The organism is Natrialba swarupiae, assembly GCF_008245225.1.
Taxonomy (GTDB): domain Archaea; phylum Halobacteriota; class Halobacteria; order Halobacteriales; family Natrialbaceae; genus Natrarchaeobius; species Natrarchaeobius swarupiae.
Genome location: NZ_VTAW01000027.1, coordinates 1 through 13977, shown reverse-complemented (window position 1 = coordinate 13977; position 13977 = coordinate 1). Strand labels below are relative to the sequence as shown.

General features: G+C 62.2%; 16 protein-coding genes. 5 read left to right on the top strand and 11 right to left on the bottom strand.

The window, feature by feature from the left end; all coding sequences use genetic code 11:
- Nucleotides 1-100: 100 nt before the first annotated feature.
- The 5 genes from FYC77_RS16375 to trmB form a co-directional block, all read right to left on the bottom strand.
- A complete protein-coding gene (locus FYC77_RS16375; RefSeq protein ID WP_149082571.1) occupies nucleotides 101-1288 on the bottom strand; it encodes an ABC transporter ATP-binding protein in 1188 nt (395 codons plus the stop codon).
- 3 nt (nucleotides 1289-1291) lie between these two features.
- Nucleotides 1292-2491, bottom strand: a complete 1200-nt coding sequence (locus FYC77_RS16370; RefSeq protein ID WP_238387010.1) for a carbohydrate ABC transporter permease — start codon at nucleotides 2489-2491, stop codon at nucleotides 1292-1294.
- Nucleotides 2491-3441 carry a carbohydrate ABC transporter permease gene (locus FYC77_RS16365; protein WP_394349029.1) on the bottom strand — a complete coding sequence of 317 codons (951 nt, stop codon included), beginning with the start codon at nucleotides 3439-3441 and terminating at the stop codon, nucleotides 2491-2493. Before FYC77_RS16365 ends, FYC77_RS16370 begins: the two co-directional genes overlap by 1 nt.
- A gap of 100 nt (nucleotides 3442-3541) precedes the next feature.
- The gene (locus FYC77_RS16360) at nucleotides 3542-5011 is read right to left on the bottom strand and encodes an extracellular solute-binding protein (RefSeq protein WP_149082569.1); all 1470 of its coding nucleotides are present in this window, start codon (nucleotides 5009-5011) and stop codon (nucleotides 3542-3544) included.
- Between the two features lie 252 nt (nucleotides 5012-5263).
- Entirely contained in the window at nucleotides 5264-6328 is a 1065-nt protein-coding gene (gene trmB, locus FYC77_RS16355; RefSeq protein ID WP_149082568.1) for an HTH-type sugar sensing transcriptional regulator TrmB, read from the bottom strand.
- 171 nt (nucleotides 6329-6499) lie between these two features.
- Here trmB and FYC77_RS16350 point away from each other — a divergent pair, with 171 nt between their 5' ends.
- Entirely contained in the window at nucleotides 6500-7504 is a 1005-nt protein-coding gene (locus FYC77_RS16350; RefSeq protein ID WP_149082567.1) for a mechanosensitive ion channel family protein, read from the top strand.
- An 88-nt stretch (nucleotides 7505-7592) separates the two neighbouring features.
- Entirely contained in the window at nucleotides 7593-8042 is a 450-nt protein-coding gene (locus FYC77_RS16345; RefSeq protein ID WP_149082566.1) for a universal stress protein, read from the top strand.
- Nucleotides 8043-8249: 207 nt separating this feature from the next.
- On the opposite strand, the gene FYC77_RS16340 is transcribed toward FYC77_RS16345, so the two are convergent.
- Nucleotides 8250-8657 (bottom strand): universal stress protein, encoded by a 408-nt coding sequence (locus tag FYC77_RS16340; protein WP_149082565.1) that lies wholly within the window; start codon nucleotides 8655-8657, stop codon nucleotides 8250-8252.
- Between the two features lie 299 nt (nucleotides 8658-8956).
- On the opposite strand from FYC77_RS16340, the gene FYC77_RS16335 reads away from it, so the two are divergent.
- Nucleotides 8957-9196 (top strand): DUF5816 domain-containing protein, encoded by a 240-nt coding sequence (locus FYC77_RS16335; RefSeq protein ID WP_149082564.1) that lies wholly within the window; start codon nucleotides 8957-8959, stop codon nucleotides 9194-9196.
- 186 nt (nucleotides 9197-9382) lie between these two features.
- The gene (locus tag FYC77_RS16330) at nucleotides 9383-9691 is read left to right on the top strand and encodes a DUF7116 family protein (RefSeq protein ID WP_149082600.1); all 309 of its coding nucleotides are present in this window, start codon (nucleotides 9383-9385) and stop codon (nucleotides 9689-9691) included.
- A 15-nt stretch (nucleotides 9692-9706) separates the two neighbouring features.
- Here FYC77_RS16330 and FYC77_RS16325 read toward each other — a convergent pair whose 3' ends face one another.
- Nucleotides 9707-10912 (bottom strand): pyridoxal-phosphate-dependent aminotransferase family protein, encoded by a 1206-nt coding sequence (locus FYC77_RS16325; protein WP_149082563.1) that lies wholly within the window; start codon nucleotides 10910-10912, stop codon nucleotides 9707-9709.
- 120 nt (nucleotides 10913-11032) lie between these two features.
- Here FYC77_RS16325 and FYC77_RS16320 point away from each other — a divergent pair, with 120 nt between their 5' ends.
- Entirely contained in the window at nucleotides 11033-11233 is a 201-nt protein-coding gene (locus FYC77_RS16320) for a dodecin (protein ID WP_149082562.1), read from the top strand.
- Nucleotides 11234-11342: 109 nt separating this feature from the next.
- Here the strand turns inward: FYC77_RS16320 and FYC77_RS16315 are convergent, their stop codons facing one another.
- From FYC77_RS16315 to FYC77_RS16300, 4 genes are all read right to left on the bottom strand, one after another.
- Entirely contained in the window at nucleotides 11343-11717 is a 375-nt protein-coding gene (locus FYC77_RS16315; protein WP_149082561.1) for a HesB/IscA family protein, read from the bottom strand.
- A gap of 56 nt (nucleotides 11718-11773) precedes the next feature.
- Complete coding sequence (locus FYC77_RS16310; RefSeq protein ID WP_149082560.1) at nucleotides 11774-12025, bottom strand: hypothetical protein; 252 nt, start codon at nucleotides 12023-12025, stop codon at nucleotides 11774-11776.
- A 149-nt stretch (nucleotides 12026-12174) separates the two neighbouring features.
- The gene (gene hisD / locus FYC77_RS16305; protein ID WP_149082559.1) at nucleotides 12175-13473 is read right to left on the bottom strand and encodes a histidinol dehydrogenase; all 1299 of its coding nucleotides are present in this window, start codon (nucleotides 13471-13473) and stop codon (nucleotides 12175-12177) included.
- A 42-nt stretch (nucleotides 13474-13515) separates the two neighbouring features.
- Nucleotides 13516-13737 carry a hypothetical protein gene (locus tag FYC77_RS16300; RefSeq protein ID WP_149082558.1) on the bottom strand — a complete coding sequence of 74 codons (222 nt, stop codon included), beginning with the start codon at nucleotides 13735-13737 and terminating at the stop codon, nucleotides 13516-13518.
- Nucleotides 13738-13977 lie beyond the last annotated feature (240 nt).

Genomic DNA, 13977 nt, shown 5'->3' with positions numbered 1-13977 from the left:
GTGTTCCCACACGTATAGCCAATATCGCTATGTAGAACGTATGTACTCACCCCTCTTCTCTCCGTCGCCAAACGGAGAATCGGTCGAGCGGTGGCGAGCATCAACTGTCGGCCTCTCCCGTCGCCGGCCCGGATTCTCGCTCGGAACGGTCGGTGATGCCGTGGGCCAGCGCGGTACCGGTCTCCGTCTCGAAGAGGTGGACCTTCGACCGATCGAGGACGACGTCGACGGACTGGTTCTCTCGGATCTCCGTATCGGGTGTAACGCTCATCAGCAACTGGTCGGACGACGATGTGGGGTCTTCCTCCATCGAGTGATCCGCGCTGTCGGTGAGCATGAGGTAGACGAACACTTCGTCTCCCATCGGCTCGAGAACGTCGGTCCGTACGTCGATCGGCTCCGACGGCTCGTCCAGGACGTCTGCGTTCTCCGCGACGTGGACGTCTTCCGGTCTGATACCGACTGTTATCTCGTCGCCGACGGCGGTCTCCGGGACGGCGGCGCGAGCAAGCGAGACGTCGAAATGCGCGGTTTCGATGTGCCCGTTCGTGACCGTTCCCTCGGCGAAGTTCATCGACGGCGAGCCAATAAAGCCCGCGACGAACCGATTTGCGGGCTCGTTGTAACAGACCAGCGGCGGCGCGATCTGCTGAAGTCGGCCTTCGTTCAGGACCGCGATCCGGTCCGACATCGTCATCGCCTCGGCTTGATCGTGGGTGACGTAGATGATCGTCGTCCCGAGTTCGCGGTGGAGTCGCTGGAGTTCGGTTCGCATGTGGACCCGAAGCTTCGCGTCCAGGTTCGCGAGCGGCTCGTCCATCAGGAAGACGTCGGGATTGCGAACGATCGCGCGGGCGATCGCGACGCGTTGACGCTGCCCGCCCGATAACTCGTCGGGCATCCGCTCGAGCATCCCCTCGAGTTGGACGATCTCCGCGGCACTCTCGACCCGTCGTCTGATCTCGTCGTCGTCGTACGTCCGGAGTCGGAGGCCGAAGGAGACGTTCTCGAAGACGTCCATGTGGGGAAAGAGGGCGATGTTCTGGAACACCATCGCCACGCCGCGGTCTTTCGGCGCGAGATTTGTCACCTCGTCGTCGCCGATGAAGACCCGTCCTTCGGTCGGTTTGGTCAGTCCGGCAACTGTCTCCATCGTCGTCGACTTGCCACAGCCCGAGGGGCCGACGAAGGTGACGAACTCACCGTCTTCGACCTCGAGGCTGACGTCGTCGACCGCGGTGACGTCTTCGAAGCGTTTCGTGACGTTTTCGAGTCGTACTCGTGCCATGGGTTACTCTTTGAGTGCGCCCGCAGTCAGTCCGCTGACGATCTTCTCCTGGGCGACGATCACGAGGATCGCCACCGGAATCACGCCGACGATGCTCGCCGCCGCCATCAGGTTGTACAACACCTCGTACTGGCCCTGGTATCCGAGGATCCCCTCGAGAATCGGCGCCCAGTTTTCGGGCTGGCCGTCGGTCATCAGAAACGAGAAGAAGAACTCGTTGTAGACGGCGATGAACGTCAACACACCGGCGGTCGCGACGCCCGGCGCCGAAAGCGGGATAATGACTCGGAACAGGGCACCGAGTCTAGTCGTCCCCTCGACGCGGGCCGCGTCCTCGAGTCCGTCCGGAATCTGTGAGTAAAACGTCGTGAGGATAAATATTGCCAGCGGCATGAAGATCGCAGACAGCGGCAACACCATCGCACCGGGCGTGTTGTAGAGGCTTCCGTCACCCGTGATCGGCTCGAGGGCGACGAACTGCGTGTTGAACAGGTCGTTCAGGGGGATGAAGAAGGCTGCCGGCGGGAAAAACGAGATCACCAGCACCAACAGCATGAGTGGCACTTTCCCGGGAAACTCGAGGCGACCGAAGGCGTAGCCCGCGAGGCTGGCGATCACCAACACGATGATCGTCGAGGCGGTCGCGATGACGAAGCTGTTGAACATGTACCAGTGGAAGGGGAGAACCTGGAAGACCTCGACGAACGCGCCGGGGTTGAAGCCGTTCGGCGTGAGGATGATGTCTTGCTGGCGCCCTTCCGGCGTGAGTGCGACCATGAGCAGCCAGTAGAACGGAAACAGCGTCGTCACGAGAAAGAAGATCGTCGCGACGTAGAACATCGACCGGTACACCCGTCGGGGGTTCGAGATCGCGTTCGCGACCCACCGCTGGAAGGGGCCCCGGTCGAGTTCGACCTCCCGATCGTCCTCGAATATCGTTCCTCGATCCGCCGGTTCGCCCTCGACTCGCCCGCCGTCGGGGAGTCGATCGGCCCGGGAATCGCGTCTCGAGACGTTCTCGGTGCCACGGGAAACGTGGCTCCCGGAACGGTCATCCGGGCGGCTTCGCCCGCGTTCGTCCGGGCCAGTTCGGTCGTCTCCGTCCGGGTTTATTCGCCCGGGTCCGTCTCCGCCCGGATCGGTTCGGTCACGCCCGGGTCCGCTCGAGTCGACTCGGTCCCGATCGCGTCGTTCGCCGGTCATCAGTAGAGCCCTCCTTCTGTATCGCGGAAGAAGAAGACGTAGACGGAGATGATCAGGCCGATCACGAGCGCGGTCGCGAACGCGACGGCGGCGGCCGTTCCGTAGATGCGAGTCCCGCCGAACATCGCTTCGACGACGAGACAGGTCAGCGACGGCACGGTCGTACAGCCGGCGGTCGACTCGATCAGCCCGTAGACGCGCATCGCGTCCATCGTCCGGAACAACATCGCGACGAGCAACGCCGGCATCACCAGCGGGAGCGTGATCATCTTGAACCGCTGCCAGGGCGACGCGCCCGCGACGCGCGCGACATCGTACAGGCTTCGATCGACGCTCTGGAGGCCTGCGAGAATCAGCAGGGCCATGAACGCCGCCGACTTCCAGACGTCCGCGATGAGGATGATGACGAACGCGTCCTGGCTGTCGGCGAGCGGGTCCGGACCGAACAGGCCCAGCCACTGCATCAGATCGCTCCCGAAGCCGACCGTGGGCTGGAACAGGAGGAAGAAGACCATCCCCTGGATGACGATCGGCACCGCCCACGGGAGGATGATCGCGACCCGAACCCATCGACGGCCTCGGAAATCCTGATCGAGCACGTACGCCTGCGCGAACCCGATCACCGTCTCGAGGAGCACGCTGATGACGGCGAACGCGAGCGTGACGAACAGCGCCTGCTGGAGAAACGGGACCCCGAACTCGACGAACGGAAACGACGCCGACACCGTAACATCCATAAACTGCCTGGCGAGCCGGGCGTTGCCAGTGAGGATGTCGACGTAGTTTTCAGCGCCGACGAACCCGCCTAACGGCTCGAGTCCCCGCGTTCGGTCCTCACGCAGGGACATGACGAACGTCATCACGAGCGGATAGAAGGCGATCAGTGCCAACAGCGCGAACGCCGGAAACAAGAGGAGGTACGCGTACGCTCGCTCGCTCAAATTCTCCATCCAGTTGACGACGGCGTTCCCCGTCCGATCGCGATCACGCGTTCGGTCTCCGCTGGTGAGTACGTCGATGGGAGTCTCCGAGCGCGCGTCGGCGTCGGACTCAGTCGCCATTCTGTCCCTCCACGTCCCGCTCGCTTCGCTCGAGTCGTCCGCTCAGGTCGTCCATCGCGGCTTCGGGGCTCTTGGCACCGCGGTAGGCGGCGTGGACTTCCTGGAAGATGAGCGCCGACTGCTCCGGCCAGACGTCGGTCACCGGTCGCGGAACCGCGTTCTCGCCGGCGATCCGTATCTGGTCGACGTAGCGTGCGACCGGGCCGATCTCGTCGGGATCGGCCTCCTCGACGAGATCGAGAATCGGCGGGAGAAAGCCCTGAAGTTCGAAGATCGTAAGCATCACGTCGTCGTGGGTAAACGCCTCGAGTACCTCGAGTGCCCGCTCGTCCCGTTCGGTGTTCGGGTTGAGCGTCAGGTGCCAGCCGCCGAGTGCGGCGGCGGTGCCGCCGACGCCCTCGTACGCCGATTCGTCCTCGGGGACGGCGTACGGCATCGGCATGACGCCGAGATCCTCGCCGAAGACGTCCTCGCCACCGGTTTCGGCGATCGCGAACGGCCAGTTGCGGTGGGAAACGGCGTTCCCGTCGGCGAAGGGGTCGAGCGACTCCTGTTCGGACCACTGGACGATCGCCGACGGACAGATCTGTGGGTAGCCCTCGAGTGCGTGATCGTCCTCGCTTCCGTGGATGAACGCCCGCATCATCCGGATCGCGTCGAGAACCGGCCCCTCGTCGACGGTAATCGGGCGGTCGCCGGCGGTAAACAGGTTCTCCGTGCCGCCGTAGTATGCACCAGCCCAGGTCGACATCACCTCGACGAACGAACAGCAGGCGAGTCCCTCGTAGGCGGCCGCCTGCGTGGTGAATCCGTACTGGGTGCCGGCGACACTCTGCGCTTCGCTCGTCGCCTCGGCGAACTCCTGCCAGGTTGGCGGGTCGGTTCCCCAGCCGTCCGTCTCGTAGCCGGCGTCCTCGATCAGGTCCCGCCGGTACAGCATCGTTCCGAAGTCGGGAAACAGCGGGATCGCGTGGAGATCTCCCGTCTCCGGATCACGCGCCGTCTCGAGAGCCGCCTCGAGGTACTCGTCTTCGACCCGATCGCGGACGTCCGTCGGTAACACCTCCGTCAGATTCGTCGTCTGCTCGCGCAGGATAAACGGGATCGTCCACCCGCTGTCCATCATGAAGATATCGGGTGGCGACCGGCCAGCCTGGAGCGCCGACTGGTACTGTTGCATCCGCTGAGCGGAGTCGTCGACGCTCGCCTGGACCTCGACGGTGACGTCCTCGTCGAGACCGGCATCCCACAGCGCCTCCTGGACCGACGGCTCGCCGTCGTCGGTGTGCATGATGTCCTGAAAATCGGTATCGCCGGTCATCACGATCGTCCGCTCGTCTCGCGTCTGACCGAGACAGCCGGCGACGCCGATGCCAGCGACGACGGCCGCCGTCGATGCGGTCGTCACGAACGCTCGGCGCGTCGACCGTCCGTTTCGATCCGCCGGTTGCCCGCCCATCGGATCTACTAGCAGGCGCTCGCACCGTTTAATCGTGTGCCTGGACAAATGCAATTAACGACGACTGTCGGGATCGAATACTGGTCTAACGAATCGTTGCCAGTCCGCGCCGGCGCGGTCGATTACGAACGTCTGCGGCCCAGCGGGCCCAAACTGGATCCGCAGGTTCACTCGTACGGTTTCCTATCCGTTAGCTCCGCGCACCCTCGACCCCCTGGACGGGTGCGCCGCGAGTCGGGACAGCAGTCCCTATTACTCTTCGATGGTCGGGGGCTCGTGGCGGCCGATGTGGATCTCGTGGGCCTCGACGTCCTCGAGGGCGGCGACGCGACCGCCGACGGTGATCTCCTCGCCATCCTCGCTCTCGAGGGTGAGGTTCGCGACCTCCTCGCTGACCTCGAAGGAGACCTCGCGGACCTTTCCGCGGACGACTCGCGAACCACCGATCTCGACATCCCGGCCGTCGATCGTGGCGTAAAACTCCCCACCTTCGTCGAGTAAATCTTTCACACACCGTCGAATCGAGGCGTATCGGCGGGGATACGATCGCGCCGACTCGTCCTCGCCGAGGGTTTCCTCTGCGGTCGTCCAGAGGACGGTTCCGAAAAAGCCGGAGACGAGAAAGCCAAGGGCCGACCGGTTGAAGATGACGCCGTAGCGGTCCTGATCGTCACGAAGGGCGTCCTGGGTCGCATAGATCGAATAGTTTCCGTCGGCGACGGCGATGACCGGCGTCGTGATCCCGCGGCGGGCTCGCGCCGAGGTCGCGACCGCCAAATAGTCGAACTCGGCGGGTGCGGGCGCGTCGGTTGCGGGCGTAACGACCAGATCGACGCTCACGCCGTCGTCGACCGCTGCCTGTAACTCCTCCTCGAACCGCATCAACAGGTCGGGCGTCAACGAGAGCGACAGCTCGTACTCCGCGGCGTCGATGATCTCCTCTAGGTACCGGAGGATCGTCGATCGCGACTTGACCAGGGAGACTGCTTCGGTGTCTCGGGCGGGTGCCGTATACCGGGCCTCGAGTTCGTCGATCATCTGTTCGAGGGAATCCTGGACGTCGTCGAACGCGTCGCCGGGATCGATCGCGACGACTTTCATCGGTCTCGACTCGCGAAGCTCGACCAGTCCTCGGTCGCTCAGGCTCCGAACGGTGTCGTAGACCCGCGGCTGTGGAATGTCCGTTCGATCCGAGATTTCACTCGCCGTGAGCTGGCCCTGACCCAGGACCGTCAGATACGCGTCGATCTCGTACTCGCCGAGGTTGAACCGATCCCCGACGTGCTCGACGGTCGAGCGAAGTTCGTCTGATGCCATACGCGTCTCCACGGACCCGATAGATAAAGAATTTATTATATTCCGAGTAGCATCTAGTTCCGAAATTAAGTTGCTCGATGAGTCGACGATCCACGTCCGACACCCGAGTCGGAAATCGCACGCCCCAATGGGGACAGAACCCTTAACCTCCGCGGGCATGACAGTGGTGGCATGCGCGAGGTATTGCAGTCTACCGACGCTGTCGGCGACGAAGTAAACGGGATTCTCCCGTCTTCGCTTCCAACGGTCACGGAGCTCGCCCTCGCGCTCGTCGTTCTGCTCGTCGGCTGGTTTTTCTCGAAACTCGTCGTCAGACTCGTTGGACGGACCGTCGCACGGCGTATCGAGCGTCCAAGCGTCACTCGAACCGTATTACGGGGCGTTCGAGTCGCTGTTCTCTTCGTTACCGTCCTCGTCGTCGGTGCAATTCTCGGCCTCAGCGGTGGCCAGATTTTCCTCTCGGTTACGGTCGTGTCGGCCGTGATCGCAGTCGTCCTCGCACCGCTCGTCAGCAGTTTCATCAACGGTTTTTTCGTCCTCGCAGACCGGCCATACGAGATCGGTGACATGATCGAAGTCACCGACGAGGGCCATCGCGGGTTCGTCGAGGACATCACGATGCGATACACGAAGATCTTCACCCTCCAGAACACCTTTATCGTCATTTCGAACTCCGAGATTCAACAGCGCGACGTCATCAACTACTCCGCCGAGGACGAACGAACCCGGATCTCCGTCGCGTTCGAGATTACCTACGAGAGCGATCTCGAGGCCGCTCGCCGTCACGCCGAACGTTCCGCTCGCGGCGTCGACAACGTCATCTCCGGCGGCCCAGACATTCGGATCGGAAGCGCCCGATACGCGGCCGCACCGGTCTGTACCGTCCAGGAGTACGCCGACAACGGGGTTCTCCTCGAGTTGTTCTTCTGGATCGAGCACCCATACAAACAACAGATCGCCCGATCGGCAGTCCACACGGCCGTTCGAGAACGGTTTCTCGATAACGGCATCGAGTTCGCCTACCCCCACCGCCACCACGTTTTCGACGACACCAGCGGGGTCGGACGGCTGGCAGTCGACTCGCGGGGCGACCCTGACTCCGGCGACGAGACTCGAGAGCGGCCATCGACTGTCGGGGGAGCCGACAGTGACACGACCGGAACGAGCGACGAGTGACGACGGTGTCGATCACTGCGTGTGGGATCACGACTCGATTCGACGGATCTTTTATCCCGTTCCCGTCCGAACTCGAGATCGATCCACGATGTACGACGACGTCCTCGTTCCTACCGACGGGAGCGATACGATAGCCGAGACGCTCACCCACGGTCTCCCGATCGCCGTAGCTAACGATGCAACGGTCCACGCGCTGTACGTGGTCGACAGCCGAATCACCGCCGCAGGGGGCGAGGAGAACAGTCCCTCGATCGAACGATCGCTTGAGGCCGATGGTCGCGACGCAGTCACAGCCGTCGACGAACGTGCGTCGGCGGCGGGACTCGAGACCGTCACCGAGGTCCGCAAGGGGACGCCCGCCAAGACGATTCTCGAGTACGCCGACGAACAGGACATCGACCTCGTCGTCATCGGAACGAAAGGCAAGAGCCCGCGCGAGAAGGTGACGTCGCTCGGGAGCGTCTCGGAACGGGTCGTCGACAACGCGTCGATCCCAGTATTCGTCGTTCGTGATCCCGACAAAACGACCGCTAACTGAGACGGTTTTCTGTCGGTCATCACTGCCGCTTCCGGAGAACGAGCCCTGGGCGCAGCGGTACACAGGGACAGCAATCCGTATGCGAGGGATTATCGTAGAACTTCATAGATCATCTGTCCGTCGATCGAAACACGGTGTCGACAGACAATCGGCGACACGTTCGGTTAGCCAGGACAACTCCCCTGATCTCTACTCGGCTTCCGGCGGTTAGGCCGTCGCTTCGACCGTGATGACTTCGCAGTCGAGGTGGGTTCGCAGATATCGATCGATGTTCGGGTTGTCGGTGAACCGTCGGAAGATCCGGCGCAGGCGGCTGGCCTGCTGGCCGCCGATCACGACTGCATCAGCGCCCTCGGCGGCGACCTCGTCGAGGATGCTCTCCTCGACGAGAAACCCCGTCCGAACCACGTACCGGACGTTCTCGAGCGGTCCGAACGTCCGTTCGACTGCATTTTTCAGGTCAATCCGTGTTACTTTCCGCCCGCTCTGGTAGAGGTCGACGTGAACCACTGTCAACGCCGCATCACGCTCTCGAGCGACTTCGATCGCTCGCTCGAGCGTTCGTCTCGAGTGTTTTGTCAACGGATACCGAACGGGAACCACGACGAGCGCCATTACACACTCGAACGATTCCCGTGCGGGTAAACTTTTCAGTCTCGATACCCCATCGTGCGTAATCGTCGCATACCGGCTCCCCTCCACGTCCGGTTTGATCCACCGTTGGACGATCGGCCGACACCGACTGTCAACGGGCACCACTGTACATCGTTATATTGATTCACCGACATATAAGCATAAATGCTCGTATTAGAATGCACAGTATCCCATCGTGGACTCACTCAACCACACTCGAACCGCGGGACTGGACTCTAAACAGGGAACAGTCATAAACCGAACGCGTGGATAGTTCGGGTATGCAACCGACTGTAACCGAAGGCGGGAAGACAGTCTACGTATCGAACACCGACGGTGACCGTGGGTCGAAGGGACCGTTTCTCGTTGCATACGAGTCTCAGGACGGGGTGAGTCGCTACGGTTGGTTCTGCTCTAACTGTGAAAGTTTTGATAACGCGATGGATGCCATGGGTCGAATCAAATGCAACTCGTGTGGTAACTTTCGGAAACCCACGGAGTGGGACGCCGCCCACGAGTAATGGAGCCGAGTTCGCCATCCGACGTAATTGGCTATTACTAATCGTTTTTCGCCGGTCAGAGGGTACATTTGTCTCTCTCTGTCGGTTCCTTCCGAACGAATTTCATCCCATCTTACAGATAGTTTTCATATACGAACATTTATGCTGGATGGCCGTGTATATCCGTACCGAATGGGTCCTGTTAACATGCGACTCGTCGAGCAGGCCAGGTCGATCTTCGCAGAGCTTGGATACACCGTCGAGGGAGACGGCCCCGAATTTCGAGCCGAACGCGCGTGGAAAGTGGTCCACGTAAACACCGTCCTCGAGAACGAAACGCTGCCGACGGCGTCGTCCGGTCAGTTCCACTGTTTCGTCGCACAGCCGGAGGACGCAGACACCCTCGAGACACGACTCACCAGCGTGGATCCGAGCTACGAATGGGCGATTATCGTCGTCGACGGGGAGGAGTATCAGGTCGAACGAGCGCCGCCGGGGCCTCGAGTCTCGGCCTGACGAACGGTCGGGATTCTATCCTTCGAGTGCACGCCGCGTCGCCGTTACGCCGCGACCCGGATCGACGTCGGCACCCATATCTTCCAGAACGTCACCCAGCGCAGTCACCACGTAGACGACGTTCTTCGGACGCGCGGAGTAGCCCATACAACCGATGCGGAAAATCTCGCCGTCTAAGTCGCCCAGACCGCTTGCGACCTCGAGGTCGTACCGTTCGAGCAACTCGGCACAGACTTCGCCGTCGTCGATCCCGTCCGGGACGCGGACGGCGTTTAAGCTCGGAAGCCAGTACTCGTCCGGTGCGTTCATCTCGAGGCCCATCGCCTCGACGCCAGCTTTCAGTGCACCCGCCAGTCGCTCGTGGCGTGCCCACCGGTTCTCGATGCCTTCCTCGGCGACGAGTCGCAGCGCCTCTCTGATCGCGTACACGTTCGTGATCGGTGCGGTGTGGTGATACGATCGGTCGTCGCCCCAGTACCCCTCGAGCAAGGAGAGATCGAGGTACCACGAACGGGGTTCCTCCTCGCGTGAGAGGACTTTCTCCATCGCCTCGTCCGACAGCGTGAGCGGACTCGCTCCCGGCGGACAGGAGAGACATTTCTGTGGGCCCGCGTAGGCGACGTCGATCCCCCACTCGTCGACGCGGAGTTCGACGCCACCGATCGAGGTGACGGTGTCGGCGATCACCAGCGCGTCGTGATCGTGGGCCGCGGCGGTGAGCTCCGAGACGTCGGGCTGGAGAACGCCCGTACTCGTCTCGGCGTGGACGAAACCGAAGACGTCCGGATCGTATTCGGCCAGCGCGTCGGCGACGTCGTCCGGATCGAGTGGCTCCCCCCACGGGGCGTCGACTTCGACGACCTCGCCGCCGGCACGACGCGCCATCGAGGCCATTCGTCCGCCGAAGTAGCCGTTTGTCGGGACGAGCATCGTCTCGCCGGGCTCGACGACGTTCCCGATCGCCGCCTCCATCGCCGCGGAGCCGGTTCCAGAGACCGGGATCGTCCACTGGTTGTCCGTCCGGAACGTGTATCGCAACAGTTCCTGAACTTCGTCCATGATCTCGACGAACGACGGGTCGAGGTGACCGACAAGTGGCGTACTCATCGCGCGCAACACGCGTGGGTGAACGTCGCTCGGACCTGGTCCCATCAGGGTCCGGTTCGGCGGCACCAACTCGTCGATATCTGACATTTCTCTCGAATCTTCACCGGTTTGCATGAACTAAAACTGTGGTCCTATCCCCAAAAACGTTCATAAAACTCCCGAAACGTGAACGGCCTTCCAGCGAGTGGACCACCGCCTATATTTAAGTTCCGATGACACGTAGTTGCCGAGGCGATGGTTTTCAAGAAGATCACCCTCATCGGCACGAGCACAGAGAGTTTCGACGACGCCGCGGACGACGCGATCGATCGGGCCGAAGAGACACTGCAAAACGTCCAGTGGATCGAAGTCGACGAACTCGGAGTCGAGATCGCAACCGCCGACAATCGTGAGTACCAAGCCGAGGTCACCGTCGCGTTCGAACTCGAAGAGTAGAACCGCATCTCGCAACTCGTTTCTACCACCTCGCAACTCGTCCGTGGCGACACCGATATCTCGGACAACAGTTACCCAGCCACTACGCCGCCAGGGACAGCGACGGAGATCAGGTCCGGAATGATTCGCCACAGCCACACTCGCTGACGACGTTCGGGTTCTCGACGTGGAACCCTTCCGCTTGCAACCCGCTCTCGTAGTTGAGGACGCTTCCCTCGATGTACTTCAGACTCGCCGGATCGACGAACACCCGAAGGTCGTGATGTTCGTAGATCGTGTCGTCCTCGTCGGGCATGTCGTCGAATCGCATCCCGTAAGACAGACCTGCACACCCACCCTGTTGGACGAAAAGCCGGAGTCCGGCCTCTCCGCAGTCGAGTCCCTCTCCCTCGAGCAACGAGAGAGCCTGCTCGGCCGCCTCCTCGGTCACCTCGATCTCGGGGCGGGTCGCCGATTCCCCACCATCCAGACTGTCCGTACTCATACATCCCCTTTCCCGCGCAACGATGTTAACCTTGACGCCATTCCGTACGTTCGCACCTAGCCAGAACCGGTTTCGAGCGAGCCACTCTCACCAACCCCGTTTTCCCGGCGCTTGACCGACCGATAATACTCGCCGAACTGGCGCTCGTCGTTGCTCGAGAGTCCGATTCCCCGTTTCGCGAGCAACTCGACCATCCGTTTGGTCTCACACTCGTACCACATCGAGAGTAGCCAGACGTTTCGTTGGGCGTAATCGTAGTTGCGCTCGAGGATGCGTCCGTCGGTTGGATCGACCTCACACGGTTGCATCAGAAAGCGACTCCACTCTCCAGTGACGTAAAACTGCCAGCCAAATCCTTGAGACTGTCTGCGATGACTGATTGCCGATCGATCACCGACCGTTGTGTAATCGACCGGGACCGGTGTATCGCAGTCCGTATTGGGTGTGAACGTGTCGTTTACGAACTCCCGTCTTCGATCCGCTCGAGTCGGACGCGAACGCTCTCCGCGTGAGCTTCGAGTCCCTCGGCGTCGGCAAGCGTCGTGATCGTCTCGCCGACGTCGGCAAGTCCGTCACCCGAGAGGCGCTGGACGGTCGTCGACCGCAGGAACGTTTCGACCGAGAGACCGCCCGTGACCCGAGCCCCACCGTTCGTCGGCAGGACGTGGTTCGTGCCGCTGGCGTAGTCGCCCGCGGCAACCGGCGTGTTCGGCCCCAGAAAGACGCTTCCAGCGCTATCGATCCGTGACAGGATCGACTCGTCGTCGTCGGCGACGATCGAGAGGTGTTCGGGTGCGTACTCCTCGGTGAAGAGGATCGCCTCGCTCATCGACCGTGCGAGCAAGACGCCGCTGGCGTCGTTCTCGAGTGCTTCTCGAATCACGTCTTTCCGCTCGCGCGCGCGAACCAATTCGGTGACCGCGGTCGTGATCGCGTCCGCGGTCGCCTCGTCATCGGTGACGGCGACGACCGAGGTGTTCGGATCGTGTTCGGCCTGGGCGAGTAACTCGGCCGCGACGAGTTCAGGATCAGCCGTCTCGTCCGCGACGACGACCACCTCGCTCGGGCCAGCGAGGAAATCGATCTCGACGTCACCTCGGACCACCGCCTTCGCGGCGGTCACCCACTTGTTCCCGGGACCAACGATTTTTTCGACCCGATCGATCGTCTCCGTCCCGTAGGCGAGACTCGCGACCGCCTGTGCACCCCCCACCTGGTAGACCACGTCGGCACCAGCGGCGTAGATTGCCGCGAGCGTCGCCGGACTGATCTCCTCGGCCGGCGGAGTGACGACCGCGACGTGGTCGACGCCCGCGACGACCGCTGGGACGACACCCATGATCGCACTCGAGGGATAGGCCGCCGAGCCACCGGGGACGTAGACGCCGACCCGATCGATCGGCCGGAATCGTCGTCCGAGTTCGCGCCCATCCGCGAACTCACGTCGCCAGTCTTCGGGCAACTGGGCCTCGTGAAACTCCTTGACGTTCGCCGCTGCGGCGTCGATCGCCTCCCGAAGCTCCGGGTCGAGATCGTCGTACGCGCGCTCACACTCGTCGGTAATCTCGAGGTTTCCGACGTCGACACCGTCGAACTCACTCGAGAACTCGCGAACGGCGACGTCTCCCTCCTCGCGGACTCGCTCGACGATCTCCCGAACGTCTCCTGTGACCGACTCGATGCCGGCGTCGCGGTCGAAAAACGCCGCGCGTTCGTCCGGTCCGAGTTCGGCCGTCTCCCGCACCTCGATACTCATACGCCCGCGTTCGGGCGGCGGGCGAAAAACCGTTTCCTTCCGCTACCCGTCCGAATCTTCGACTGTCCAGACGCCAACCGCGTCGAGGGTCGCTCTGACGAAGAGGTAGACGAGTATTCCAAATCCGGCGAACACGATCGGTGACTGGAGAACTTCGGCGATTCCTCGGCCGAGAAGGAGCTGACCGAACCCCCGGACGAAGAAACTCGCGATCACGAGGGCGAACCCGAGTATCGCGAGTGTGACGAACCCCTGTCTGTCCATACGCGCGGGTAGCATTTCCGGTCGCTAAGTCCTACTGGACCGTCCTCTCATCGCGGCCCTGTGAACAGTCACCTCGAGACTACCCAACGTGGCTCAGTCGGGCCTCGAGACGACGGCCTTATGTATGGACCCGGACCTCGTCATGAATACGAACGACGCGGCGCGGTCGCCGCGTTCTCCGGCCGTATTCCGGCACGGAGAGCATACGCATCCACTACGCCTCGGACGGTGACGGCGGCT